Origin of the sequence: Bradyrhizobium sp. BRP20 (genome assembly GCF_020194215.1) — a bacterium.
GTDB lineage: Bacteria > Pseudomonadota > Alphaproteobacteria > Rhizobiales > Xanthobacteraceae > Bradyrhizobium > Bradyrhizobium yuanmingense.
Genome location: NZ_JADYVY010000004.1, coordinates 168774 through 191929, shown reverse-complemented (window position 1 = coordinate 191929; position 23156 = coordinate 168774). Strand labels below are relative to the sequence as shown.

General features: G+C 65.2%; 22 protein-coding genes and 2 tRNA genes. 9 read left to right on the top strand and 15 right to left on the bottom strand.

Features of this window, described 5'->3' with window-relative positions; genetic code table 11:
- Positions 1-64: 64 nt before the first annotated feature.
- Complete coding sequence (locus tag I6F33_RS12235; protein ID WP_225142649.1) at positions 65-592, bottom strand: cupin domain-containing protein; 528 nt, start codon at positions 590-592, stop codon at positions 65-67.
- A 291-nt stretch (positions 593-883) separates the two neighbouring features.
- Between I6F33_RS12235 and I6F33_RS12230 the strand changes: the two genes are divergently transcribed.
- Positions 884-3013, top strand: coding sequence for a tetratricopeptide repeat protein (locus tag I6F33_RS12230; RefSeq protein ID WP_225142647.1), 2130 nt, complete (start codon positions 884-886; stop codon positions 3011-3013).
- A gap of 134 nt (positions 3014-3147) precedes the next feature.
- Here the strand turns inward: I6F33_RS12230 and I6F33_RS12225 are convergent, their stop codons facing one another.
- Positions 3148-3435, bottom strand: a complete 288-nt coding sequence (locus I6F33_RS12225; protein ID WP_036015394.1) for an usg protein — start codon at positions 3433-3435, stop codon at positions 3148-3150.
- 378 nt (positions 3436-3813) lie between these two features.
- On the opposite strand from I6F33_RS12225, the gene I6F33_RS12220 reads away from it, so the two are divergent.
- Both I6F33_RS12220 and groL read left to right on the top strand, forming a co-directional pair.
- The gene (locus I6F33_RS12220) at positions 3814-4128 is read left to right on the top strand and encodes a co-chaperone GroES (RefSeq protein ID WP_025037205.1); all 315 of its coding nucleotides are present in this window, start codon (positions 3814-3816) and stop codon (positions 4126-4128) included.
- A gap of 48 nt (positions 4129-4176) precedes the next feature.
- Complete coding sequence (groL, locus tag I6F33_RS12215; RefSeq protein WP_057029537.1) at positions 4177-5817, top strand: chaperonin GroEL; 1641 nt, start codon at positions 4177-4179, stop codon at positions 5815-5817.
- 238 nt (positions 5818-6055) lie between these two features.
- Here groL and I6F33_RS12210 read toward each other — a convergent pair whose 3' ends face one another.
- From I6F33_RS12210 to I6F33_RS12185, 6 genes are all read right to left on the bottom strand, one after another.
- Positions 6056-6343 (bottom strand): GIY-YIG nuclease family protein, encoded by a 288-nt coding sequence (locus I6F33_RS12210; protein WP_036012793.1) that lies wholly within the window; start codon positions 6341-6343, stop codon positions 6056-6058.
- 69 nt (positions 6344-6412) lie between these two features.
- Entirely contained in the window at positions 6413-7156 is a 744-nt protein-coding gene (lepB, locus tag I6F33_RS12205; RefSeq protein WP_225142645.1) for a signal peptidase I, read from the bottom strand.
- Between the two features lie 160 nt (positions 7157-7316).
- A complete protein-coding gene (locus I6F33_RS12200) occupies positions 7317-8480 on the bottom strand; it encodes a slipin family protein (protein WP_225114397.1) in 1164 nt (387 codons plus the stop codon).
- 337 nt (positions 8481-8817) lie between these two features.
- Positions 8818-8883: transfer RNA gene (locus I6F33_RS12195), tRNA-His, on the bottom strand.
- Positions 8884-8887: 4 nt separating this feature from the next.
- Positions 8888-8957 (bottom strand) — tRNA-Phe (locus tag I6F33_RS12190).
- A gap of 194 nt (positions 8958-9151) precedes the next feature.
- A complete protein-coding gene (locus I6F33_RS12185; protein WP_225139950.1) occupies positions 9152-9991 on the bottom strand; it encodes a LysR family transcriptional regulator in 840 nt (279 codons plus the stop codon).
- Between the two features lie 127 nt (positions 9992-10118).
- Here I6F33_RS12185 and I6F33_RS12180 point away from each other — a divergent pair, with 127 nt between their 5' ends.
- The gene (locus I6F33_RS12180) at positions 10119-10712 is read left to right on the top strand and encodes a cysteine hydrolase family protein (RefSeq protein ID WP_225132688.1); all 594 of its coding nucleotides are present in this window, start codon (positions 10119-10121) and stop codon (positions 10710-10712) included.
- Between the two features lie 13 nt (positions 10713-10725).
- Positions 10726-11355: a glutathione binding-like protein gene (locus tag I6F33_RS12175; protein WP_225142643.1), complete on the top strand. Its 630-nt coding sequence runs from the start codon at positions 10726-10728 to the stop codon at positions 11353-11355.
- Positions 11356-11362: 7 nt separating this feature from the next.
- Here the strand turns inward: I6F33_RS12175 and I6F33_RS12170 are convergent, their stop codons facing one another.
- Entirely contained in the window at positions 11363-12442 is a 1080-nt protein-coding gene (locus I6F33_RS12170) for a tlde1 domain-containing protein (protein ID WP_225142641.1), read from the bottom strand.
- 658 nt (positions 12443-13100) lie between these two features.
- Here I6F33_RS12170 and I6F33_RS12165 point away from each other — a divergent pair.
- Both I6F33_RS12165 and I6F33_RS12160 read left to right on the top strand, forming a co-directional pair.
- Entirely contained in the window at positions 13101-13625 is a 525-nt protein-coding gene (locus I6F33_RS12165) for a FecR domain-containing protein (protein ID WP_036043640.1), read from the top strand.
- Between the two features lie 56 nt (positions 13626-13681).
- On the top strand, positions 13682-15571 hold the full coding sequence (locus tag I6F33_RS12160) for a CHASE2 domain-containing protein (RefSeq protein WP_225142638.1): 1890 nt from the start codon (positions 13682-13684) through the stop codon (positions 15569-15571).
- Positions 15572-15634: 63 nt separating this feature from the next.
- Here the strand turns inward: I6F33_RS12160 and I6F33_RS12155 are convergent, their stop codons facing one another.
- The 4 genes from I6F33_RS12155 to I6F33_RS12140 all read right to left on the bottom strand — a co-directional run bounded on the left by I6F33_RS12155 (position 15635) and on the right by I6F33_RS12140 (position 19229).
- Entirely contained in the window at positions 15635-17137 is a 1503-nt protein-coding gene (locus I6F33_RS12155) for a glycosyltransferase family 39 protein (protein ID WP_225142636.1), read from the bottom strand.
- Positions 17138-17143: 6 nt separating this feature from the next.
- Positions 17144-18271, bottom strand: a complete 1128-nt coding sequence (locus I6F33_RS12150) for a glycosyltransferase family 2 protein (protein ID WP_225142634.1) — start codon at positions 18269-18271, stop codon at positions 17144-17146.
- 241 nt (positions 18272-18512) lie between these two features.
- Complete coding sequence (locus I6F33_RS12145) at positions 18513-18713, bottom strand: hypothetical protein (RefSeq protein ID WP_036027765.1); 201 nt, start codon at positions 18711-18713, stop codon at positions 18513-18515.
- A gap of 135 nt (positions 18714-18848) precedes the next feature.
- Positions 18849-19229, bottom strand: a complete 381-nt coding sequence (locus tag I6F33_RS12140) for a hypothetical protein (RefSeq protein WP_036012816.1) — start codon at positions 19227-19229, stop codon at positions 18849-18851.
- A gap of 98 nt (positions 19230-19327) precedes the next feature.
- On the opposite strand from I6F33_RS12140, the gene I6F33_RS12135 reads away from it, so the two are divergent.
- Complete coding sequence (locus I6F33_RS12135) at positions 19328-20164, top strand: DUF72 domain-containing protein (RefSeq protein ID WP_225142632.1); 837 nt, start codon at positions 19328-19330, stop codon at positions 20162-20164.
- A gap of 7 nt (positions 20165-20171) precedes the next feature.
- A complete protein-coding gene (locus tag I6F33_RS12130; RefSeq protein WP_225142630.1) occupies positions 20172-20633 on the top strand; it encodes a DUF488 family protein in 462 nt (153 codons plus the stop codon).
- A gap of 124 nt (positions 20634-20757) precedes the next feature.
- On the opposite strand, the gene I6F33_RS12125 is transcribed toward I6F33_RS12130, so the two are convergent.
- Together I6F33_RS12125 and I6F33_RS12120 are read right to left on the bottom strand one after the other, a co-directional pair.
- The gene (locus I6F33_RS12125; RefSeq protein WP_225142629.1) at positions 20758-21672 is read right to left on the bottom strand and encodes a PhzF family phenazine biosynthesis protein; all 915 of its coding nucleotides are present in this window, start codon (positions 21670-21672) and stop codon (positions 20758-20760) included.
- 152 nt (positions 21673-21824) lie between these two features.
- Positions 21825-23132 carry an adenylate/guanylate cyclase domain-containing protein gene (locus I6F33_RS12120; protein ID WP_225142627.1) on the bottom strand — a complete coding sequence of 436 codons (1308 nt, stop codon included), beginning with the start codon at positions 23130-23132 and terminating at the stop codon, positions 21825-21827.
- Positions 23133-23156 lie beyond the last annotated feature (24 nt).

Sequence of the window (23156 nt, the reverse complement as noted above, 5' to 3'; positions counted from 1 at the left end):
TCATCCCGATTGCTGACCACCCGGTTTCTCGGATCGACCGCATTTTAGCGATCGAGAGTTGCGCTTACGCCTTCAGCTCCACCGTCTTGAACTCAGCGGGGAGGATCACCTCCAGCAGCTCCACGTCGTCCGAATAGTCCAGGATCATGTGCCTGATCTTCGGCGGCTGGGTCCAGGCGCTGCCTTGCTGCATCAAGGTCTCGCCCTGCCCGTCCATATAGGTCTTCACCCAGCCCTTGAGCACGTAGACCATCTGGAATTCGACGTCGTGATAGTGGAGCTTGGACACCTCGGCCGGGTTGCAGAGACCTTGCAGGCGGATCACATGCGCCTGCGCGAGGCCATGGGTCGCCTCGCCGATGCCGAGATCGCGATACTTCGCGTAGGCGCGCAGGCCGTCGGCCTTGAAGTCTTCCTCGCGGTGATGGCTGACGGCGATGCGCTGCTTCGGACGTGCGGGCTTTTTCGCAGCGGCAGTGCGCGCCTTCGCCTTCACGGCCTTGCGTGCCGAGGATCGCGCCGCCGCCTTGGCGCCACTCCGCTTCTTCACCGCGGTCTTCAATGCGGGCCTCGATGCCTTTTGCTTGGCCATTGTCTGCCTCCCTGTTTCTGAGCCGCCGTCGCGCGGTATGGCTTGAAGGTCAGCTTATCCAGTCGTGGGCGAGGCAGCAATCGCAGAGCTGGTCGTGTTGAGTAGTGCCGCATCCGCGCTGTCACCCTCCCCCTCCAGGACCCTCCCCTGGAGGGTAAGAGGCTGAGGCCAATCACGCGATCACCGTATCGGATCGTAGCTTGCCCCAAGCTGGCGCGTCGGGCTGGGGTCGTCTCGTCTTCGTTCTCGCGCTGAACTAGTCTCGCCCGGGACATCCGGGGGAATTGATTCATGGGCAGCAATGTCGGTCAGCGTGCATTTCAAAATGCCCGGCTTCAGAAGCGGCAAAAGGCCGACGTGCTGCCCTTGCTCGGGCAAGCGCTCGAGTTGCACAAGAAGGGACGCTTGCCCGGGGCCAAGGCTGCCTATCGCCAGCTCCTGCAGATCGCGCCCAATCAATTCATCGCGCTGCATATGCTCGGCGCGTTGGAGTCCGATGCTGGGAATTATCAGCAGGCCGAGAGCCTGCTGAGCCGGGCGGTTGTCGTCGATCCGCGATCGGCCGAAGCCCATATGAGCCTGGGCGTCGCGCTGAACGGGCTGAAACGTCACAATGATGCCCGCGAGAGCTATCGCAAGGCGCTCGCCTTGCGGCCCAACTACGCCCTCGCTCTCTCCAATCTCGGGAACGCGAGCGCGGCCCTGGATCGCTACCAGGAAGCGCTCGACAGCTACGATCGGGCGCTCGCCGTCGACGCAAACCTCGCCGAAGCCCACAACGGCCGCGGCTCCACGCTCTGCCGTCTGCGCAACTACGACAAGGCTCTTGCAAGCCTGAACCGCGCGCTCGCGATCAAGCCCGACTATGCGGCGGCGCTGGCGAACCGCGCCGTGGCACTCCGGGAGCTGCAGCGATTCGACGAGGCCATGGCGGATTGCAACCGGGCAATCGCCCTCGCCCCTGACGACGTGAACGGATGGCTTTGGCGCGCCAATGTCTTGCTCCAGACCCGGCAGATGGCCGAGGCACTATCCGATTGCGAAAAGGCGCTCGCGATCGCGCCCGATTCCGATCAGGCTCACCTGGTGCTGGGCCTTTGTCTTGCCGCACTCGGCCGGGTCGACGAAGCCCTCGCCAGTTTCGACAGAGCCCTCGACATCCGGCCCGATCTCGAGAGCGCGATCTCCAGCAAGATCTTCGCGCTCGATTTCGTGCCGGACGCCAGCGTCGAGCAGCATCAGCAGGCGCGACGCGTATGGTGGGAGCGGATCGGCGCGAAAATCGCTTCAGAAGCGGCCGCCCCCCATGACAACAGCCGCGATCCGGATCGTCGCCTGGTGCTCGGCTACGTCTCGTCGGACTTCAACGCGCATTCGGCTGCGCTCATCTTCAAGCCTGTCCTGCAACACCACGACCGCGCCCGGTTCGAAATCGTTTGCTATTCGTGCTCGGCGAAAGTCGATGCGACGACACGCGAATTTCAAGGCATCGCCGATCGCTGGCGTGACGCCTCGCAATGGAGCGACGATCGCCTCGCCGCCCAGATTCGCGACGATCGCATCGATATCCTGATCGATCTGTCCGGCCATACAAAAGGAAACCGCCTCGGCGTATTTGCGCGCAAGCCGGCACCGATCCAGGCGCACGGCTGGGGCCATGGCACCGGCACCGGGTTGCCGACAATCGACTATCTGTTCTCGGATCCGGTCGGGATTCCGCACGACGTTCGGCATCTGTTTGCAGAGACGGTGGTCGACCTGCCGTGCTTCGTGACGCTGGCGCCGCTGCCGGCCGGGATTGCGCAGGGCAAGGCGCCGGCACTCTCGAACGGCTTCGTCACCTTCGGTGTCTTCAACCGCATCAGCAAGATCTCGGACGAGGCCGCGGCAGTCTGGTCCAGTATCCTCGAACGGGTGCCGGGCTCGCGCCTCCTGATCAAGGATGTTGCGCTCGACGATCAACTCGTCCGCGACAAGCTGCTGGCGCGATTTGCGGCCTGCCGATTGCCGGCCGAACGCGTCGATCTGATCGGGGCCACCTTGCGGGACGCGCATCTGGCATCGTTCGATCGTATCGATATTGCCCTCGATCCATTTCCGCAGAACGGCGGCGTCAGCACATGGGAAGCCCTGCAGATGGGCGTGCCCGTGGTGGCGAAGCTCGGCAACAGCCTGCCCGGCCGCGCTGCCGGCGCCATCCTCACCGCACTTGGCCTGCCGGACTGGGTCGCCGACAGCGAGGAGGCCTATGTCGAGATCGCGGCCAGCCGCGCGGCCGAGATCGGCGAGCTCGACAAATTGCGCCGCGAATTGCCCGCAACGATCAACGCCGCGGCCGCGGGCAACCCCGTCTCATATGCACGCGCGGTGGACGCGGCCTATCGCGCGATGTGGACGCGTTATTGCAGCGGCGGCGTCTGATTGCGTGATCTCGTAGGGTGGATTAGCCGAAGGCGTAATCCACCGTTTCTGTTTCGGCACGCGGAGAGAAACGAGGTGGATTACGCCAGCGGCAGCGCGTCGCGCCGCCGCAGGCTAATCCACCCTACGCGGCCTCAATGCAGGCGGAACACGCCGTCGACGGCGCGGAGCTCGGCCGGCTTGATCAGCTTGGAATGGGCCACCGTCACCGAATGGAGGGGACCGTCGAGCTTCTCCTGCCAGAACGCCAGGAAATCGGTCAGCGCGGGGAATTTCGGAAACATGTCGTAGTTCTGCCAGACATAGGTCTGGAGCAGCGAGGGATGATCCGGCATCCGATAGAGAATTTGTGCCGTCGTCAGCCCGTAGCCCAGCATCTGTTTCCGGAATTCCTCGGAAACGCCCCCAACGCGCAGTCCCATGCCAAACCTCCTTTGCAGGAGCGCATTCGGCGAGTGGCTTGGTCCGTGCCCCGGGGAGCCACCCGGAAACGATGCGCTCACATGAGAGAAATGTGACGCAAACTGACAACTCATCTCAAGCCCAAAAGTTTAACAAGCTGTTGAAATTCAATGCTTTAGCAGCAGAGACGACTCCGTGCTAATACGGTCACGGCTGCCGGGTTAACGATGGCGAGGAGTTTCTGGCAGTCCGCGCTTTCGGCTGCTATTTTTTCTGCTACAAACCCTTGCTCCCGCAAAATTCCTGTCCTATTTCAGGCTCGCTCGTGCTAGCACTCACGGGCAACGATTGCTAACAATCTCAAAACCTCAACCCGAGCAATTGCTTAGGAGGACTGCATGAAATTCCGTCCGCTTCACGACCGCGTCGTGGTCAAGCGCATCGACGCCGAAGAGAAGACCGCTGGCGGCATCATCATTCCCGACACTGCCAAGGAAAAGCCCTCCCAGGGCGAAGTCGTCGCCGTTGGCCCCGGTGGCCGCGACGAAGCTGGCAAGCTGATCCCGATCGACCTGAAGGTCGGCGACCGCGTGCTTTTCGGCAAGTGGTCCGGCACCGAGGTCAAGATCGACGGCCAGGACCTGCTGATCATGAAGGAGAGCGACGTGATGGGCGTTCTCGAAGTCAGCGAGTCCAAGAAGAAGGCGGCTTAAGAGCCCCTCTCCTCCCCTCCAGTCAAACTCACCTAAGGAAAACTCCAGATGGCAGCCAAAGAAGTCAAATTCTCGGTTGAAGCGCGCGACAAGATGCTGCGCGGCGTCGACGTTCTCGCCAACGCGGTGAAGGTCACGCTCGGTCCGAAGGGCCGCAACGTCGTGCTCGACAAGTCGTTCGGCGCTCCCCGCATTACCAAGGACGGCGTCACCGTCGCCAAGGAGATCGAGCTCGACGACAAGTTCGAGAACATGGGCGCCCAGATGGTGCGCGAAGTCGCTTCCAAGTCCGCTGACGCGGCCGGCGACGGCACCACCACCGCCACCGTGCTGGCCCAGGCGATCGTGAAGGAAGGCGCGAAGTCCGTTGCCGCCGGCATGAACCCGATGGACCTCAAGCGCGGTATCGACCTCGCAGTCGAAGCCGTCGTGGCCGACCTCGAGAAGAACTCGAAGAAGGTCACCTCGAACGACGAGATCGCCCAGGTCGGCACCATCTCGGCCAACGGCGATGCCGAAATCGGCAAGTTCCTCGCCGACGCCATGAAGAAGGTCGGCAACGAGGGCGTCATCACCGTCGAGGAAGCCAAGTCGCTCGAGACCGAGCTCGACGTGGTCGAGGGCATGCAGTTCGACCGCGGCTACATCTCGCCCTACTTCGTCACCAACGCCGACAAGATGCGCGTTGAGATGGACGATGCCTACATCCTCATCAACGAGAAGAAGCTCTCCTCGCTGAACGAGCTGCTGCCGCTGCTCGAGGCCGTGGTGCAGACCGGCAAGCCGCTGGTCATCGTCGCCGAGGACGTCGAAGGCGAAGCGCTTGCGACCCTCGTCGTGAACCGCCTGCGCGGCGGCCTCAAGGTCGCGGCCGTCAAGGCTCCGGGCTTCGGCGATCGCCGCAAGGCCATGCTGCAGGACATCGCGATCCTGACCGGCGGCCAGGCGATCTCGGAAGACCTCGGCATCAAGCTCGAGAACGTCACGCTCAACATGCTCGGTCGCGCCAAGAAGGTGATGATCGACAAGGAGAACACCACGATCGTCAACGGCGCCGGCAAGAAGGCCGACATCGAGGCGCGCGTGGCGCAGATCAAGGCGCAGATCGAGGAGACCACCTCGGACTACGACCGTGAGAAGCTCCAGGAGCGTCTCGCCAAGCTCGCGGGCGGCGTCGCGGTGATCCGCGTCGGCGGCGCGACCGAGGTCGAGGTGAAGGAGCGCAAGGATCGCGTTGATGACGCGATGCATGCGACCCGCGCGGCCGTGGAAGAAGGCATCGTCCCGGGCGGCGGCGTCGCCCTGCTCCGTGCCTCCGAGCAGCTCAAGGGTCTGCGCACCAAGAACGACGACCAGAAGACCGGCGTCGAGATCGTGCGCAAGGCGCTGTCGGCCCCCGCTCGCCAGATCGCGATCAACGCCGGTGAAGACGGCTCGGTGATCGTCGGCAAGATCCTGGAGAACAAGGCCTACAATTACGGCTTCGACTCCCAGACCGGCGAATATGCCGACCTCGTCAAGAAGGGCATCATCGACCCGACCAAGGTGGTCCGCACCGCGATTCAGAACGCTGCCTCCGTGGCTGCGCTCCTGATCACCACGGAAGCCATGGTCGCCGAGCTGCCCAAGAAGGGCGGCGCCGGCCCCGCGATGCCTCCGGGCGGCGGCATGGGCGGCATGGACTTCTGATCCAGCCTCTCAGGCACGATACGAATGCGAAACCCCGGCAGCGATGCCGGGGTTTTTGTTTTTTTGGGGAGCACGTCATTCCGGGGCGCGCCCCTCTTGGGCGCGAGCCCGGAATCCATAACCACGAAACTCACGCGCGACGGGCATAGCGGGCCCACTCCATCTGGCTGTGATTATGGATTCCGGGCTCGCGCCCAAGGGGGCGCGCCCCGGAATGACAAGGAGTGCAGGATGAACCTTATTTGGTCAGCCCCGGATAGAGATCATCCCAATTTGGGTTCTGCTCCTCGATGAGACGCGTCTTCCAGTCACGTCGCCATTTCTTGAGCTCCTTCTCGCGGGCGATGGCGCTCACGGCATCGTCGTAGATTTCGAACAAGACGAGCTTGTCGACGCCGTACTTGCTCGTGAAGCCGGGGACGGTCTTCGTTCTGTGCTGATACACGCGGCGCACCAGGTCGTTGGTCACGCCGATGTAGAGCGTGCCGTGTTTCTTGCTCGCAAGGATGTAGACATAGTAGGCCATTCCCGTCCGCCTGTGATTATGGATTCCGGGCTCGGCGCAGCGCGCCGCCCCGGAATGACGGAGCAAGCCTCACTCCACCTTCCCGATCCGCTCGAAGCGCGGCTCGCCGTCTTCGTCGAGCGACCAAAAGATCCGCGTCACCTTGCCGATGAGATTGTCCATCGGGACGAAGCCGAATGTCGACATGCGGCTGTCGGTGGAATTGTCGCGGTTGTCGCCGAGCACGAAGATGTGGCCCGGCGGCACCGTGAAGAGGTCTGTGTTGTCGAGATAGCCGTTGTCGAGGCAGTCGTAGGTCACATAGGACGCGCCGCTCGGCAGCGTCTCGCGCCAGCGCTTGACGGCGGCGCGGTCGTCGACACCGCAGGCGTCGCCGGCAAATGTCGCCTCCAGGGCGACGCGGGTCACCGGGCGGCCGTTGAGGATGAGCCGGCCCTGCCGCATCTGGATGCGGTCTCCGGGCAGGCCGACGACGCGTTTGACGTAGTGGGCAGAACTGTCCTTCGCCGTCCGGAATACCACGATATCCCCGTATTCGGGATCGGCGGCGAGGATGCGGCCCGAGATCCAGGACGACGCGAATGGGAGGGAATAGCGGCCATACCCGTAGGGATATTTCGCGGCGAAGACGTAGTCGCCGACCATCAGCGCCGGTGTCATCGAACCGGACGGAATGTTGAACGGCTGATACAGGACGAAGCGAAACAGGATCACCGGCGACCACAGCACCGGGATCATGAGGATGAGGACGACGATCGCCTTCCAGTCGCTGGATCGTGCCGCGGGGCGGATCGATTCCTGAAGAACGGTCATGGGCCTTCCCTGATCAAGACGTTGCGGTCCCAAGATGACGCAACCTGCGAGCGCGCTCAATCCCCGACGAGCTCAAATTGGTCGCGCCGCGCGCCGATCGCGTTCATCGCAGACGGCGGCAACGCCAATGTGAAGGGCCGCCCGTGGGCGGCCCTTCGGTTCATGCGCTCTCGGGCGCCTTCAGACGCACGAGCCGGGTCAGGAGGGCATCGAGGCCCTGGCCTTCACCGGCATGGAGGTCGATGCGGCCGACCTTCTCGACCAGCCGCTCCAGCGACTCCAGCTCCTTGAGCCGAAGCAGCAGGGGGTTCTCCTCCATCAGGCGGGCAGTGTTCAGGAGCGAACGCGTCGCCGCGGTCTCCTCCTGCCGGCGGATCAGGTTCGCCTTCGCGACTCGCTCCGCCTCCACCACCTTGTTCACCAGCTCCCGGATCTCGCCGGGCAGGATCACGTCCTTGACGCCGAGCTCGGTCACCTCCACGCCTGATACCGCGACGCGTGCACGCACATAGTCGCGCAGCTCCGCATCCAGCGCCGCCTTCGCAGACAGCACCTCGTCCAGCGTCCGGCCCGCCACCGCCTCGCGGATCGCGAACTGCACCAGGCGGTACAGCCACGCATCCACGTCGGGCACGGTCGCCACCGTGCGCTCGGGATCGACGATGCGGCGGAACGCCGTCAGCGTCACCCGCAGCGCGATGCGATCCTTGGTCAGCATCTCCTGCGCGGTGATCTCGACCGCCTGGGGCCGCAGGTCGAGGCGCTTCACCTCGATCTTGCGGCCGACGGTCCAGAAGGCGTGCCGGCCGGGCGCGAGCCGCTCCACGAGCCGGCCCTCGACATAGAGCAGGCCCGCTTCGTGGTTCTCGACCACAGTCTCGCTCATGACGGTCGAGCGGCTACGCTCGATCATGGTGAGGTGCCGCGCGTCGACCCTGACGTCGCTGGACACATCGATGCGCTCGACATCGATGCGCGTTGCGACCTTCCAGTAGACGCGCACCTGCCAAGGCGTCATCAGATGCACGGGCCGGCCGTCGAGGCTGACGATGGCGATCTCGTCCGCCTTGGTCTCGACCGCCTCGAACAGCTCGGCGGCAAGATCAGGCCGCGCGGCCTTCAGCACTGCGTAGCGCTCCGCAGGAAATTCGCTGCGGACCACGTCGAGCACCTCAGCCTTCAGCTCGTGCAGGGGATCGAACAGGCGATGCTTGCCGGGCGCGAGCACGCGCACGAGCTGCCCGTTGCGCGTCAGCAACGCACGCTCGCCATCCTTCACCGTCACGTTCAGCATCAGCAAATGCCAAGTCTTGTTCAAAGTCATGGCACGCCTCCTTCAGTTGCCTCCGGCCGAGCGCGGCCGGATAGCGGGTTACACCTGCAAAGGACGTGAGGACGCGGACGACGCTTCCCGCGAAATCGGCGGGCCGGGGCTTGAGCTTGCATGACGACGGGCGCACGCGCGCGATCGCGCGAGACGTGTCGCGCGGCCGTGCGGAGCCACCCGGCATCAGCGCAAGCGGTATCTACCCGCGGCGCAAAGCCGGTCTCACAGTGTCTAGGTTCGGACGGAAAGCCTTGCGGCAAAACGGCCGGACCGCGACTGAAGCGCGCGTCCGGTCCTCGTCAGAGGTATCAGCGTTTCAGCTGAAACGGAGCGCTGGAGCGGGATTCGAACCCGCGACAGGATGAGTCACAATCATCTGCTCTACCAAACTGAGCTATCCTTTGTGCAAGAGACCGGAATCGAACCGATGCCTTCGGGTGTTCAGCCCGACGCTCTCCATGAGCTACGTCCTGCGTTTCTCCTTCATTCGGCGGAACACGAAACCGGCAAGACCGGCCCGCGCCAGTCGGGATCTCAGCGAGCCCGAACCCATGGCCTAGCGAAGGACGGCGCTAATAGACCAGGCACGTTCGGGTTGCAAGGGGGCGGCTGAAGTTTTTTCGTCGCAGCGTGCGCGCGTGGCGCGATGATTGCGGCGATATGCGACATCAATTGCGCGAGATGTCCTGGAAGCACGCCCTCACCCACGCGATCGTCACGCGTGTCGCCGGATCGCGCTTGAGGTGGTTCTGCACGAGCAGCCAGACGTCGCGGCGCTTCGGCAGCAGGGTGGCGCGCAGGCTGCGGTCGGCGAGCAGGGCTAAGCAGCTGTGCTCGGGCAGCACGCCGATGGCCTGATGCGACTGGATCATGGTGCGGATGATGCGGATATTGTCGGTGACGCAGCGCACGTTCGTCAGCCGCTTCGCACGCAAGAACTGCGCTTCCGGGATCGCGTCGAGCTCGTCCGGATAGACGCACGCAACGGGCTCGCCGCCGCCGCGGTCCGCCGGCTCGAAGAAGTACAGCCTGACGTCGCCGAGCTTGGAGATGGTGAAATCGCCCTTCTCCGGCTTGCGCAGGCGGATGGCGAGATCGGCCTGCCAGCGCGAGAACTTGACGTTGCCGCTCGCGGTGAGGAATTGCAGCGTCAGCCCCGGATGATCGCGCAGGAAGCTGCTCGCATGCGGCGCCAGCAGCTCTTCGGCGACCGCATTGGTCGAGGCGATGCGCAGCCGCCCGACCGGGCCGGCCTGGCCCTCCTTGATGCGGTCGATCGCCGCCGCATGCGCGGCCATCGCACCGACATGCGCGAGCACCGCCTCGCACTGGCGCGTCGGCCGCCGCACGCCGTCCACCGCATCGAACAGCTTCACGCCGAGATCTCGCTGGATGCGCGCAAGCCTGCGGCCGACGGTGGTCTCGTCGATGCGCAGCCGCGCGCTGGCGCCGGCATAGGTGCCCTCGTCCCTGACCGCGGCGATGATGCGCAGATCGTCCCAATTCATTGGGGCGAGCCTAGCAGGCGCCGCCGCTGCCTGCAAATTTGCAGCCATCAGCTGCAATAGTCCTGCACAATGGCAGGCTGCTGCTGCGCTAGTGTCGAAGCATCCGAATTCACGAAAGCCTGACGGCATGACCACTCCAAAGACGCTGCTCGAACTCGCCGGCGCCGATCTCGATCCGCCCAAGCTCAACGAGACATGCCTCGTTCTGATCGACATCCAGAACGAATATTGCGCCGGCCCACTCGCCCTGCCCGATGCGCAAGCAGCGATCGCCGCGGCTGCGCGCCTGCTCGCGCGCGCACGGGAGAGCGGAGCTGCGATCTTCCACGTCGCGCACAAGGGTCGCGCCGGCGGCCTGTTCGACCGCGAGGCGGCGCGCGGCGCGATCGTCGAACGCCTGACGCCGCTCGCGACCGAGCCCGTGATCGAGAAGGCGCTGCCGAATGCCTTCGCCGGCACCGACCTGCAGGCCCGCCTGGCCGCGACCGGACGCAAGAACATCGTGCTCGCGGGGTTCATGACGCATATGTGCGTGTCTTCGACCGCGCGCGCCGCGCTCGATCTCGGCCTGCGCACGACGATCGCGGCGGATGCCTGCGCCACGCGCGATCTTCCCGATGGGCGCGGCGGCGCACTGCCGGCGAGAATGATTCACGAGGTCGCTCTGGCCGAATTGTCGGACCGCTTCGCGATCATCGCGCAGAGCGACGTGCTGACCTGAGGAGACCTTCCCGATGCTGCAGCTCTATTTCTTTCCGATGGCCTGCTCGCTCTCGAGCCACATCGCGCTGCTGGAGGCCGGAATCGAGGCGCAGTATCACCTCGCCCATATCTGGACCAAGCGGCTCGTGGACGACGGCGGCGATTTCCTCCGTGTGTCACCGAAGGGCGCGGTGCCGGTCCTGGTGCTGGAGAACGGCGAGCGGCTGACGGAAAGCGCAGCGGTGCTGCAATACATCGCCGATGTGAAGCCGGAGGTACGCCTTGCGCCGCGGCCCGGCGACATCGATCGTTATCGCCTGCAGGAATGGCTGAGCTTCGTCGGCGCCGAGATCCACAAGGCGTTCCTGTTTCCAACCTTCTGGTACAAGGACGACGGCTCGCTGGCCAAGCCGCGCGCGAGGATCATGCAGACACTGTCGGTGCCGGCAGCGCATCTGGCGGGCCGCGAATTCCTCGTCGGCGACGCCTTCACCGTGGCCGATGCCCATCTCACCTGGACCTTGCTTCTGCTCCGTCCGGCAGGGATCGACATCGCGCAATGGCCACCGCTCGCGGCCTATCTCGAACGCATGCAGGCCCGCCCCGCGGTCCGGCGCGCGATCGCGACCGAGATGGCGCTGCGCAAGACCGTTGCGGCCTGAGCTCGCCTCACTCCACCCGCGCCAGCACCGCGAGCTTGCGGATGCCCTTATTGCGGTAGGCGTCGAGGAACGCGTAGTAGTCCTTGAACGACACGCAGCCGTTGGAATCGCCGCCCGGCCCGAGCATGAAGGTGTGGGCGAGCAGGCCGTCGCGGCCGTAGATCGCGCTCTCGCCGCCGATCGGGGTCAGGCGCAGCGCCGGCACGCCGTGGAACAGCGCCTCGCGCGGCTTCAGCGTGTAGATGTGCGGCGGCGTCACGCCGCGCATGCGCAGGCGGCGGGAGTCCGGATCGTCGCGGTTGGCGCCAAGGCCGGAATGCGCCTCGAGCCTGGTGCCGTCGGGCAGATACACCATCTTGGCCGTGATGTCGTAGACCGCGGTGTCCCGCTCATAAGGCGGAGCGCCGCCGAACATCGGGTTCTGCTCCTTCGGGGCGATGGACGCAGTGATGCTGGCATCGGCCGAGGCGTAGGCGAGCAGCCCGCCGGACGCTTCGCGCTTGCCCCACAGCTTTTCCACCATCGCCTGGCGCGGAGCGGTGATCGACATCACCGCGGCCTTGGCACGGTCGGCGAAGGATTTTTGCTTGGCTTCGGGCGCCGGCACGATCTCGGCCGGGTCGGCCGAGGCGAGTTGCAGCTGGGCAGCCGGCGCGCGCTTGGTCTTGTCCGCGGCGTTGTCGGCGCCCTTGGCCGCCGGCTTCAGCGCCTCCGCGACCTTCGCGATCACGCCCTGCTTCGGGGCGTCTTTGGCCACCGCAACGACCTGCGCCGGGGGTGCGGCGCTTGTGGCATTCGACGGCACGCCCTGCGTTGCGGCCGCGGCAAAGCGCTCGTTGAACATCTCGCGCGAGATCGGAGCTGCGACCTGGAGGCGGTCGGGCAGCAGCGCGAAGGTATCCTTGATGGCCTCGCCGGCCTCGCGCAGCGCCACCCTGGGCGCGCGCTTGATCACCGGCTCGTCGTAGCCGACGCTGCCGACTGAGGGATAGACGCTCGCGCCGAAGATGTTGCTGTGGATGGTCCAGCCGGCGCCCATCACGGCGCAGCCGATCGCCGCGGCGCCAAGCCAATTGGTCGTGGTCATTTTCCGGGAAGATTTCCGCGAATTGGTCTTCGAGAAATTCTTGGACTTCCGTGCCGCGTTACTCTGCGCAGCGATACTCGTACTCATTCGCCTTGCGTCCAGGACGGTGTCACTCTGTCCCCCTTCGAAGTGCCGCTGGTCACGATCCGGGAACAGCATCTCGCAGAGGGTCGGAGCGTCATTAAGGCGACTTTTAGTTAAATGCGGATTAAGTTCGGGCGGATCTGCGGCGACTCGTTAACGCTGTCCCGTTTTGAGAAAAACGCCCGCAGAACTACGGACTTAGTTGGGTCTGTTAACTATAATTCTCGGCCGGTTCAGCAGGCTCTGCGGACGTCTGCGGCCACATCCATGACGCACTTGAGAACGTCATTTTCGTGGCCCTCCACTGCCCCCGAACGTAACGCGCCAGCGTTGCGCGAGGCTGGTGGGCGACGCGTCGGATTGGGCCTCGTCGGCCGCGCGACAACGGTGCATGCTCATGACGCGCAGGGCACCGCGGCACGGCGCCGTGATTGAAAGTTGATCGCCTCGGTTCTGGACATCGCGGCCGCGAGAAAATAGCTCCCACTTCGGCACTTTTCAGCAGCCTCTGCGCGTGATACGGTACCGTATCATCCTGCCCTGAGCTGTGCCGAGCACGCAAACGGAGGCTGGCATGAGAGGGATTGCGCGCGCGGGGTTTTTCGCCCTGGCGGGGTCGTTTCTGTTGATCGGATCTGCGACTGCGCAGCCTGCGGCGAATGCGGGCTGCACGGCATCGCCGTCGGCTGCCGGGACGCAGACCTGGCGCTGCGACAACGGCATTACCATCGTTGCGGAAAACGGCGCCAGATTTGAACTTAAGGACGCCAACCGCGACGGACATATAGACTCCGTGGAGTTGAGCAGCAAAGCGCTGCTGATCGAGGTACCCAAGAAGCCGCGCGGCAATCCCTTCAAGGTGCTGACGCCGCAAGCGATTGCCGCAGTACGCGGCACGAAATGGGCGGTCGATGTCGCCGACACCAAGACTTCCGTGTTCGTCGCAGACGGCCGGGTCGGCGTGAGCCGCAGGGCTCGTGGACGCGGTGTCGTGCTTGGACCCGGGGAAGGCGTCGATGTCGAGCCAACCGGCCCGTTGACGGTCAAGACCTGGGGCCAGCCGCGCGTCGACGCGCTCATGGCCAGACTCGGGCAATGAGCCGGGGCCGACAAGGCCCGGCCCATGAGATTTGGATTATACGATTGCAAGACCGCATGCGCAGCCGACGCGTTCAGATCCTGGTGGCACTCGTCCTCACCGCGCTGTGGGGCGCGGGCATCTATGCCACGCACGCCCACGGCCATCTGCGCTTCCTGGACCGGCTCGAAGCCACGTTGACGGATTGGCGGACGCAGGCGCGCGGCGTGCGGCGTCCGCCGGATCTCGTCACCATCGTTGCGATCGACGACACGGTGGTGAAGCGCGGCGGCACCTATCCACTGCCGCGCGCCGATCTTGCCCGCGTCGTCGACACCATCGTGCAGTTCAAGCCGAAGGTCGTGGCGATCGACCTGCTGCTGGTCGACCGCAGCGCCGCGATCGGCGATGCGACGCTGGCCAACACATTGGCCACCGGTCCCATGGTGCTTGCCGCCGCCGCGATCTTCCCCTCCGCGAGCGAAACCGTGGCACCCAGCCGCGAAGGACCGCTGGCCGTGCTGCCGGAGGCCGAGCGCTTCCTGCAGCCATTGCCCGCATTCGCCGAGCACACCGAGGTTGGCATCGTCAATGTCGCGACAGGGCAATCAGGCTCGCCGCTCTCGGTGCCGATGCTGTTCCGGACCCGCGACAAGGTCGAGCTGTCGTTTCCGTTGCGCGTCGCGGCCCGCGCGCTCGACGAGCCGCTGACCGTCGCGCCGGGCCATCTCATGCTCGGCGATCGCGTGGTGCCGACCGACAGCAATCTGGCATTGCCGATCACCTATTACGGCCCGCGCCGCACCATCCGTACCGTCAGCGCACAGAGCATCTTCGACGGCACGCTCGATCGCGCGGCCATCGAGAACCGGATCGTCGTAATCGGCGCCTCCGTCGCCGGCGGCGGCGACTTCTATCCGACGCCGTTCGATTCCCTCATGCCCGGCGTCGAGGTGGTCTCGACCGCAATCACGCATCTCGTCGCCGGCGACGCCATCCTGCGTGACCACCGGGTCCGCATTGCCGACGCGCTCACGGCGATCCTGCTGCCGGTGCTGCTGGTCGGCCTGCTCGCCTGGCGGCGCATCGCGCTCGGCACCATGGCGGCGGCCGCGGTGATGATCGCCTGGGCCGGGCTCAACCTGTTCGCGTTCACGCACGGCGTCTGGCTGAACGCCGCGACCACGCTCGCCGCCGCCGCGCCGCCGGTTGCGGTCTTTGCCGGCGTGCAGCTGTGGGCCGGAGGCCGCCGCACGCAATATTTCGCCGCTAAGAGCAGGTCGCTTGCGCAATTCCAGGCTCCGGCGCTGCGGGATTGGCTCTCGCGAGATCCGAACTTCCTCTCGAAGCCGGTGCGGCAGGATGCAGCCGTGGTGTTCGTCGATCTCTCCGGCTTCACCGGTTTGAGCGAGCGGATCGATCCGGACGAGCTCACGGATATTCTGAAGGCGTTTCATGCGCTGATCGACCGGATCGCGATCGATTGCGGCGGCATGATCACGGGCTTTCTCGGCGACGGCGCCATGATCCTGTTCGGGCTGCCGCGCGCCATGCCCGACGATTCGGCGCGCGCGCTGAAATGCGCGGTCGATCTGCATCGCGGCCTCGCACGCTGGATCGCCTCGCTGCCGCCGGCGATCGCAGGTCAGCTTGGCTACAAGATCGGCGCGCATTGCGGCCCGATCGTCGCCTCGCGACTCGGCGAAAGCCATCAGCACATCACGGCGACGGGCGACACCGTCAACGTCGCAAGCCGGCTGATGGAGATTGCCGCCCAGAACGATGCGCGCCTTGCGCTGAGCGACACGCTGCTGGATGCGGCCGACTTCCAGGGCGCGCCCGACGGCGTTCTGTCCGGCCCCCTGCTCGCCCGGGTCCGCGGCCGTTCCGGCGTCGTGACTGTCTGGTTCTGGCGCGATCGCGATGGGCCGGGACAGGATGCTGACAAGGCCGAGATGATCGATTAAGCCGCTAGAGATGATCCGGAAAACCTAAAGCGCGACGATGATTCATCCTAATCGCATCGCGCTTTAGCGCGCTTCCGGCGGCGGCGAACGGTCCAGCACCTCGCCCTTGGCGACTTCCAGCAGGTCGATGCCGTAGGTCTCGACCACGAGCGGCCCGCGCTTGCGCTGCAATTGCGCCACCTGCGTCACCTTTGCAAAGAGAGCATTGAGGGCAGGATGACCGTCGGCGCGCAGCTCGTCGACATAGAGCAGCTTGCCGGCGAGCAGCTTGGGATCGGGTTCGGCCATGTTGACCCAGCGGATGCGCTGGCTTTGCTGCGCGACGCAGGTGCCGCGCGGCAGATAGAATGCGAGCCAGCTCGTGGTGCCGTAATCCTGCGCCAGCACGCAGGTGGCGCCACTGCGCGCGCGCACCGCTTCGATTCCGGCCGCGAGCTCGCGCCAGCCGACACCGACACTGCGCACGGTGGCATCGCGGCGATATCCGGACAACCAGCCGGTATTGGCCTGCACGATCAAGGCGGCAAACATGACGATGCCCACAGGCGCGGCCCAGCGCAGGCAAACGTCGACGAGGCGCCGCTGACGCGGCTTCCATTGCGCAAGATTGGCCGCGGCGGCCGCGGCTATGACGAACGGCGGATACACCGGCGCGAACCAGTTGGCCTCGACGCGCGCATGCAGCGAATGCCAGACGAAATAGACGACGATGGTCCAGAACATCGTCTCGATCAGCACGCGCGAGGGCAGCGCGCCGACGCGCTGCCAGGTCAGCGCATGCAGGCCCATGGCGCCGAGGATGAAGACCAGCGGGGTTGCGAACGCGATCTGGGTCGGGATCAGCTCGGCGATGAAGACGGGGCGGAAGTCCTCGATCCTGGCGCGGCCGAGCTGCTTTGCGAACGAGACCCATTGATGGTCGGCATTCCAGAGGATCACCGGCGAGAACAGTGCCAGCGCCACGAGGCCGCCGAGATAGGGCCAGGGCGAGACGAACCAGCGCCGCAGCTTCGGCACGCAAGCGAGCCAGATCAGGATCGCGGCGCCAAAGAACATCGCGGTGTATTTCGACAATAGCGCCGCGCCGACGGCGGCGCCGACCGCGAGCCACCAGGCGCCGCGTCCGGTCTCCAGCACCTTGGCGAGAAAGAACAGCACGAAGCTGGAGGCGACCAGCAGCGGCGCATCGGGCGTGACGATCAGCGTGCCGACGGAAGCCAGCAGCGTCACGTTGAGCAGGATGGCGCTGGTCGCGGCCACACGCACCCCGCCGAACAGAATTGCGGCGGAGCGATAGACCGCATAGCTCATCGGCAGCGCGAGCAGGATCGAGACGAGGCGGACGCCGAGCTCGGTATCGCCCGCGATCATGGTGCCGGCGCGGATCACATAGGCGACCATGGGCGGGTGGTCGTAATAGCCCCCGGCGAGGCTCTTCGACCACATCCAGTAATAGGCTTCGTCGAACGTGATCGGCGTGAAGGCGGCTGCGACGAGCCGCAATCCCACCAGCGCGACAATCAGCAGCGCGGTGTTGCGGACGATCCGCGCGTCGGCCCCGCCCATCACGCGCTATTTCTTGCGCCAGACGAACAGTCCGGACATCGCGTAGTTCCACACCACGCCCATCAACGCGCCGGCCAGGCCGGCCAGCCACCAGATCGGCTCCTGGTCGTAGACCGAGAAGGCGACGCCGACATTGGCGAGCAGGCCGACGCTGCACACGATGTAGAAGGCGATCAGGCCGCGCAGCAGCGCAAAGCCCTTCAGCCGCTGGTCGCGATAGGTGAGAAAGTTGTTGAGGATGAAATTGCTGGTCATGGCGACGATGGCGCCGGCGGCCTGCGCCTCCGGGAACGGCGCGTTGAACAGGCGAAGCGCGATGAACAGCGTGGTCAGGTGCACGACGACGCCGATGCCGCCGACCATCGCGAACAGGATGAAGCGCAGCGAGACGATGTCGTTGGTCAGCTTGGCGAAGACGAGGCCGAGGAAGTCGAGCGCGACCATGGAATCGAGCTTGCTCTCGCCGTGCTGGCGGGCGCCGAAGGTGTAGGGAATCTCGACCGCCCGCAAGCTGCCATGCGCGGTCGCGACGATGTCGAGCAGGATCTTGAAGCCGTGCACGGAGAGTTTTGGCGCGAGCTGCTCGAAGCGGTCGCGGCGGATCATGAAGAAGCCGCTCATGGGGTCGGCAATCTCGACCCGCAGCATCTTCTTGGCGACCTCGGTCGCGAGCGCGCTGGCGCCGGCGCGCTGCCTGTTGAAGCCTTCGCTCTTGTAGCCCTCGATGTAGCGGCTGCCGACGACGAGGTCGGCCTGATCGCTCGCGAGCAAGAGCAGCATCTTGGGCAGCTGGGTCTCGTCATGCTGGAGGTCGGCATCGATCACGGCCACATAGGGCGCGCTGGAGGCAAGGATGCCCTCGATGCAGGCGCCCGACAGGCCGCGGCGGCCGATGCGGCGGACGCAGCGCACGCGGCTGTCGCGCTGCGCCAGCTCACGCACGACATCCCAGGTGCCGTCGGGCGAATTGTCGTCGACGAACACGACTTCCCAGACGACGTTGGCGAGCGTCGCCTCGAGGCGCCGGTACAGCACGGTGACGTTGTCGCGCTCGTTGAAAGTTGGGACGATGACCGACAGTTCCGGCCCCTCGTGGGCTTGGTTGTCGATGCCCGGTCTGATCGCTTCGTTCATGACGGCAGCGTATATCCGCCGCATCCTGCGCTGCCAAGCCGGGGGTCTGGGGAAGGGCCGAAAAGGGGCCTAAAATGCCAACGACCCCGGAACGGCGGGCCGCGCGTACATCCGGCGCAAGCCTTAAGCTATTCCAAGGTCGTTCCAGCGACGGAGGTCTTTACGCTCAACGTCGCCGTTAGAAGCTAGATGGGAATGGCAAAAGCGTTCCGCAAGGGGGCGGAAATCCGATTTTCAAACCCTATTGGTTGGGCACTTCCCGGATGACCGGCCCGCGCGGCGCGGGCGCGACCGGGGCTGCGGGTGCCGCCGCCGCCGGCTCGGCCTTCGCCGGCTTGGGCGGCTTGCCGTACTGGCCGATCGGCCCGAACACGACGGCAACCGCAAGGACGACCGCCGCGACGATCGCCCCCAGAATGCCACCCACCGACTCAGACGACATGCAAGTTCCTGCTCCAGACGGGCTCACTGATACCATGGATGAGCGCGCGACTGGAAGGCCCAGGGCGAATCGCGAATGGCGAGTGGCGAATGAGCATGGCCTGCCTTGTCGCCCTATTCGCGATTCGCCACTCCCCTACTTCTGGGGCGGCCGGTGCTTGACGAAGGCCATCACGATGTCCTTCTGCGCCGCCTCCACCGCTCTGTTCGCGGTGGCGAGATGAGCGCCGGCATCGATATCAGGATATTGCGTGGTGAGATAATCGAGCAGCGTGACCCGGTAATATTGCCGCTCCGACGGACAGGCTCCGGCAACCGAGCGGCCGAAATCCTGCTCCGACAAGCCCTGATTGGACTCGCGCGAATATTCCCGCGCGAGGCAATGCCAATAGTCGTCGCGGCCCTGCTGAGCGAGCTTCTGCGCGCCCTTCGTGTCGTCGTCATCCGCCACGGCAGAACTTGTCATGGCAGCAGATGTCATCATGACGAGTGCGCCCCCCACCAGCAGCATCCGCATCTTGTTCTCCTTCTTCGCGGGCCCGTCGCGAGCTTAGACCGGACCGGCCAACTGGCCAATCACATCTGGTTTGATTAGGATGAGATCCCTCCCCGTCGATGCGAGATCCTCCCGTGGCCAAAGCAAAAACTGCGTCCAAAAAATCCGGCAACATCTTCATCGGAATCGGCGGCTGGACCTTCGAGCCCTGGCGCGGCGTGTTCTATCCGGAGAAGCTCGCGCAGGCGAAGGAGCTGTCCTATGCCGCCTCGAAGCTGACCTCGATCGAGATCAACGGCACCTATTACGGCTCGCAGAAGCCGGAGAGCTTTCGCAAATGGGCGAGTGAGGTGCCTGACGGTTTCGTGTTCTCGGTGAAGGGACCGCGCTTCGCGACCAACCGCCGCGTGCTCGCGGAGGCCGGCGATTCCATCAAGCGGTTCTACGATTCCGGCGTGCTGGAACTCGGCGATCATCTCGGGCCGGTGCTGTGGCAGTTTGCGCCGACGAAGAAGTTCGATGGCGCCGATTTCGGCAAGTTCCTGGAGCTGTTGCCGCGCAAGCTCGAGGGGCGCGCGCTGCGCCATGTCGTGGAAGTGCGCCATGACAGCTTCTGCACGCCGGACTTCGTGGCGCTGATCCGCGAGTTCGAGACGCCCGTGGTTTTCGCCGAGCACGGCAAATATCCCGCCATCGCAGATGTCGCCGGCGATTTCGTCTACGCGCGGCTGCAGAAGGGCAATGACGAGATCAAGACCTGCTATCCGCCGAAGCAGCTCGATGCCTGGGCCCAGCGCTTCCAGGATTGGGCTTCGGGCGGTGAACCCGACGATCTCCCGAAGGTTGACAAGGCCAAGCCGAAGAAGGAGCCGCGCGACGTGTTCGCTTACGTCATCCACGAGGGCAAGGTGCGCGCACCGCACGGCGCCATGGAACTGATCGCACGGGTGAGTTGAGGGTCCCATGGCAAAGGCGAAGAAGCTCTTCACCATCGGCTATGAGCAGACGCCGCCGAAGGCCGTGCTGGACGAGCTGGAACAGGCCGGCGTCAAGCTCGTGGTCGACGTGCGCGCGGTGACGTCGTCGCGTCGGCCGGGCTTTTCCAAGAGGCAGCTTTCGGCGGGCCTCGACGAGCGCGGCATCGGCTATGTCCATCTCGCCGCGCTCGGCACGCCGAAGGAAGGCCGCCTCGCCGCCCGCAGCGGTCAATACGACGTGCTGGAGAAGATCTTCTCCAAGCACCTGAAGACGCCGCAGGCGAAAGAAGAGATGGACGAGCTTTCTGCGCTGGTGAAAAAGGCCGGCCCGGTGTGCCTGCTCTGCTACGAGCGCGACCACACCCACTGCCACCGCCAGATGATCGCGGAGATCATCGAGGAGCGCGATGGGGTTGCGGTGAAGAATTTGGCGGGGCGGCAGGTGTAGCCACAGCCGTCATTCCCGGGCGCGCGCTAGGGTGCGCAATTGCGCACCTGAGAATCCATTCCTCCACCAACACTGCGGCTAGATGGATTCCGGGTTCGCGCTACGCGCGCCCCGGAATGACAAGTTACCCCTCCCCCGCCAGCCGGAACGTCCCCTCCATCATCTGCACGCAAGCGCCGCCGACGTGAGCGGATACAATTTTGCCGTCCTGCTTGCGTACGCGGGTCGAGAGGATGCTTGGACGACCCATGTCAAAACCCTGGCCGAGTGTGAGCTTGAGCTCACCATCGCGCGCGGGATCGAGATCGGCGAACAGCGCGGCGGCGGCAACCGTGGCGCTGCCGGTGGCGGGATCCTCGACGAGGCCGCTGGCACCGCGCATGAACATGCGCGCCTGTCGCTCGCAAGGCGCCTCCGTCGCCGGCACATCGCGCGTATAGAACCACACCGAGCGGGCACCATCGCGCGGCAAGACCTTGCCAAAGGCCGCAGCATCGGGCCGGGCCCGCTTCAGCGCCTCACGCGAATGCAGCTCCATCACCAGAAACGCGTTTCCGACGGTGACGACCTGTGGCTCGTGATTGTCGGTCTTGATGTCGTCGGCAACGAGCGAGATGCAGCTCGCCGCTTCCGCTGTTGACAGCGTTGAGAGCCGCTGCAGCGGCTGCGGCGCGGTGAGCTCGGTTCTGATCACCCTGCCCTGCTCTCGCACGATCTCGACCGGGACCAACCCGGCCTTCTCCTCGAACAGCAGGCGTGGCTTCGGCTCCTTCGCCATCGAGGCCAGCACGAAGGCGGTGCCGACATTGGGATGGCCCGCAAAGGCGATCTCCTGCACCGGCGTGAAGATGCGCACCTCGGCGTCGTTGGCCCTGTCGCGCGGCGGCAGCACGAAAGTGGTCTCGGAATAGTTGAACTCGGTCGCGATCGCCTGCATCTGCTGCGTCGTCAGCCCGCCGGCATCGAGCACCACAGCGAGCTGGTTGCCGCCGAAGGCGCGGTCGGTGAACACGTCGACGGTGATGTAGCGGCGCTGCATCGTCACTTCCTCATGCAAGTCGCGGCCGCGACCGGCCGCATCGCGCAGCACTCTACAAGCCGAAAACATCGCTCGTCATGCCCCAAAATTGAGTGCAATCGGAGCAATCGCTTAGATGAAAGAGAACTGCGCGCACCGATGTGTGATGCACATTACCCCAGCTGAAACACCGGTACTTTCTGCTCGTAGCCGCGCACTTCGACCTCGCCGAGCGCGACGGCATCGCTGCCGTCGGCTCCCAGCGCCTCGCGCACGGACGCCGAGATCAAGAGCTGCGAGCCGAAATCCTTGTTCAGCGCCTCGAGCCGCGAGGCGAAGTTCACGGTGTCGCCGATGACCGTGTATTCCTTGCGCCGGGGCGAGCCGATATTGCCGGCGACGACCTCGCCGAAATGGATGCCAATGCCGATCCGCAGCGGCCAGCTGCTCTCTGCGTTGATGCGGTCCATGGCCCTCAGCATCTCGCGGCCGGCGGCGACCGCGCGGTGCGCGGCATCGGATGCTTCCAGCGGCGCGCCGAACAGCGCGAGGAAACCGTCACCGAGAAACTTGTTCACTATGCCGCCCTGGCGGTCGAGAATGTCGACCAGGACGGCGAAGGCGCCGTCGAGCCGGTCGACCACCTCCTGCGGACTGCGCGACTGCGCACCGGCCGTGAAGCCGCGGAAATCGACGAACATCACCGCGACGCGGCGGACGTCGCCGCTAGCGCCCGTTCCCGCCGTCATCAGCCGCTCCACCACCTGCGGCGAGACGTGCTGGCCGAACAGATTGGTGACCCGGTCACGCGCGGTGGCGGCCGCGATGCTCGCGGCGAACTGCCGGCGCAATTGCGCGCCGACGGCGCCGGCGAGCACGCCGCAGATCAGGATGATGGCGCTGCGCACCGCGTGAAAATAGAGCTGGGGCTCGCCGACGCTGCTCGAGGGATCGTAGACCCGTGCGACCACGAACAGCTCGGCAGCAGCGACGAAGCCGGTGAAGGTCGAGAGCCAGAAATCGAGCCGCAGCGTCGAGAGGATGACGAAAATGAAATACATCAGCGGCACGGCGAAGCCGAGGGCCTGGGTCGCGCCCATGGACCGGATCTGCAGGATGAGGATCACGGTTGGCAGCGACGTCTCGATCAGCGTGCCGATATAGCGCCTGGCCACCGGCACGTCGCGGTCGAGGCGGAGGTTCTTCCTGATCTGGGTGTGGACCCAGGCCTCGAACAAAATGAACCCGACGAGCAGGCCGTAGACTTCGGCGAGCCCTTCGGTGCCGCGCCAGACCCGGTTCACCACGGCGGGGTCGATCAGATAGATTGCGGTGAGGAACAGCGTCATGACGCAGCCGGTCGCAATCAGCGCCCGGACCCGCAACAGCTCGGTGCGCAGCACCTCCCGCGTCAGCTCGCGCTCGAAGTCCTCCGACAAGACGGCATGCTGCCGCGTCTTCCTGCTCGCAAACTTGGCCATTCCGCCCCTCGATTCCGGGTATTG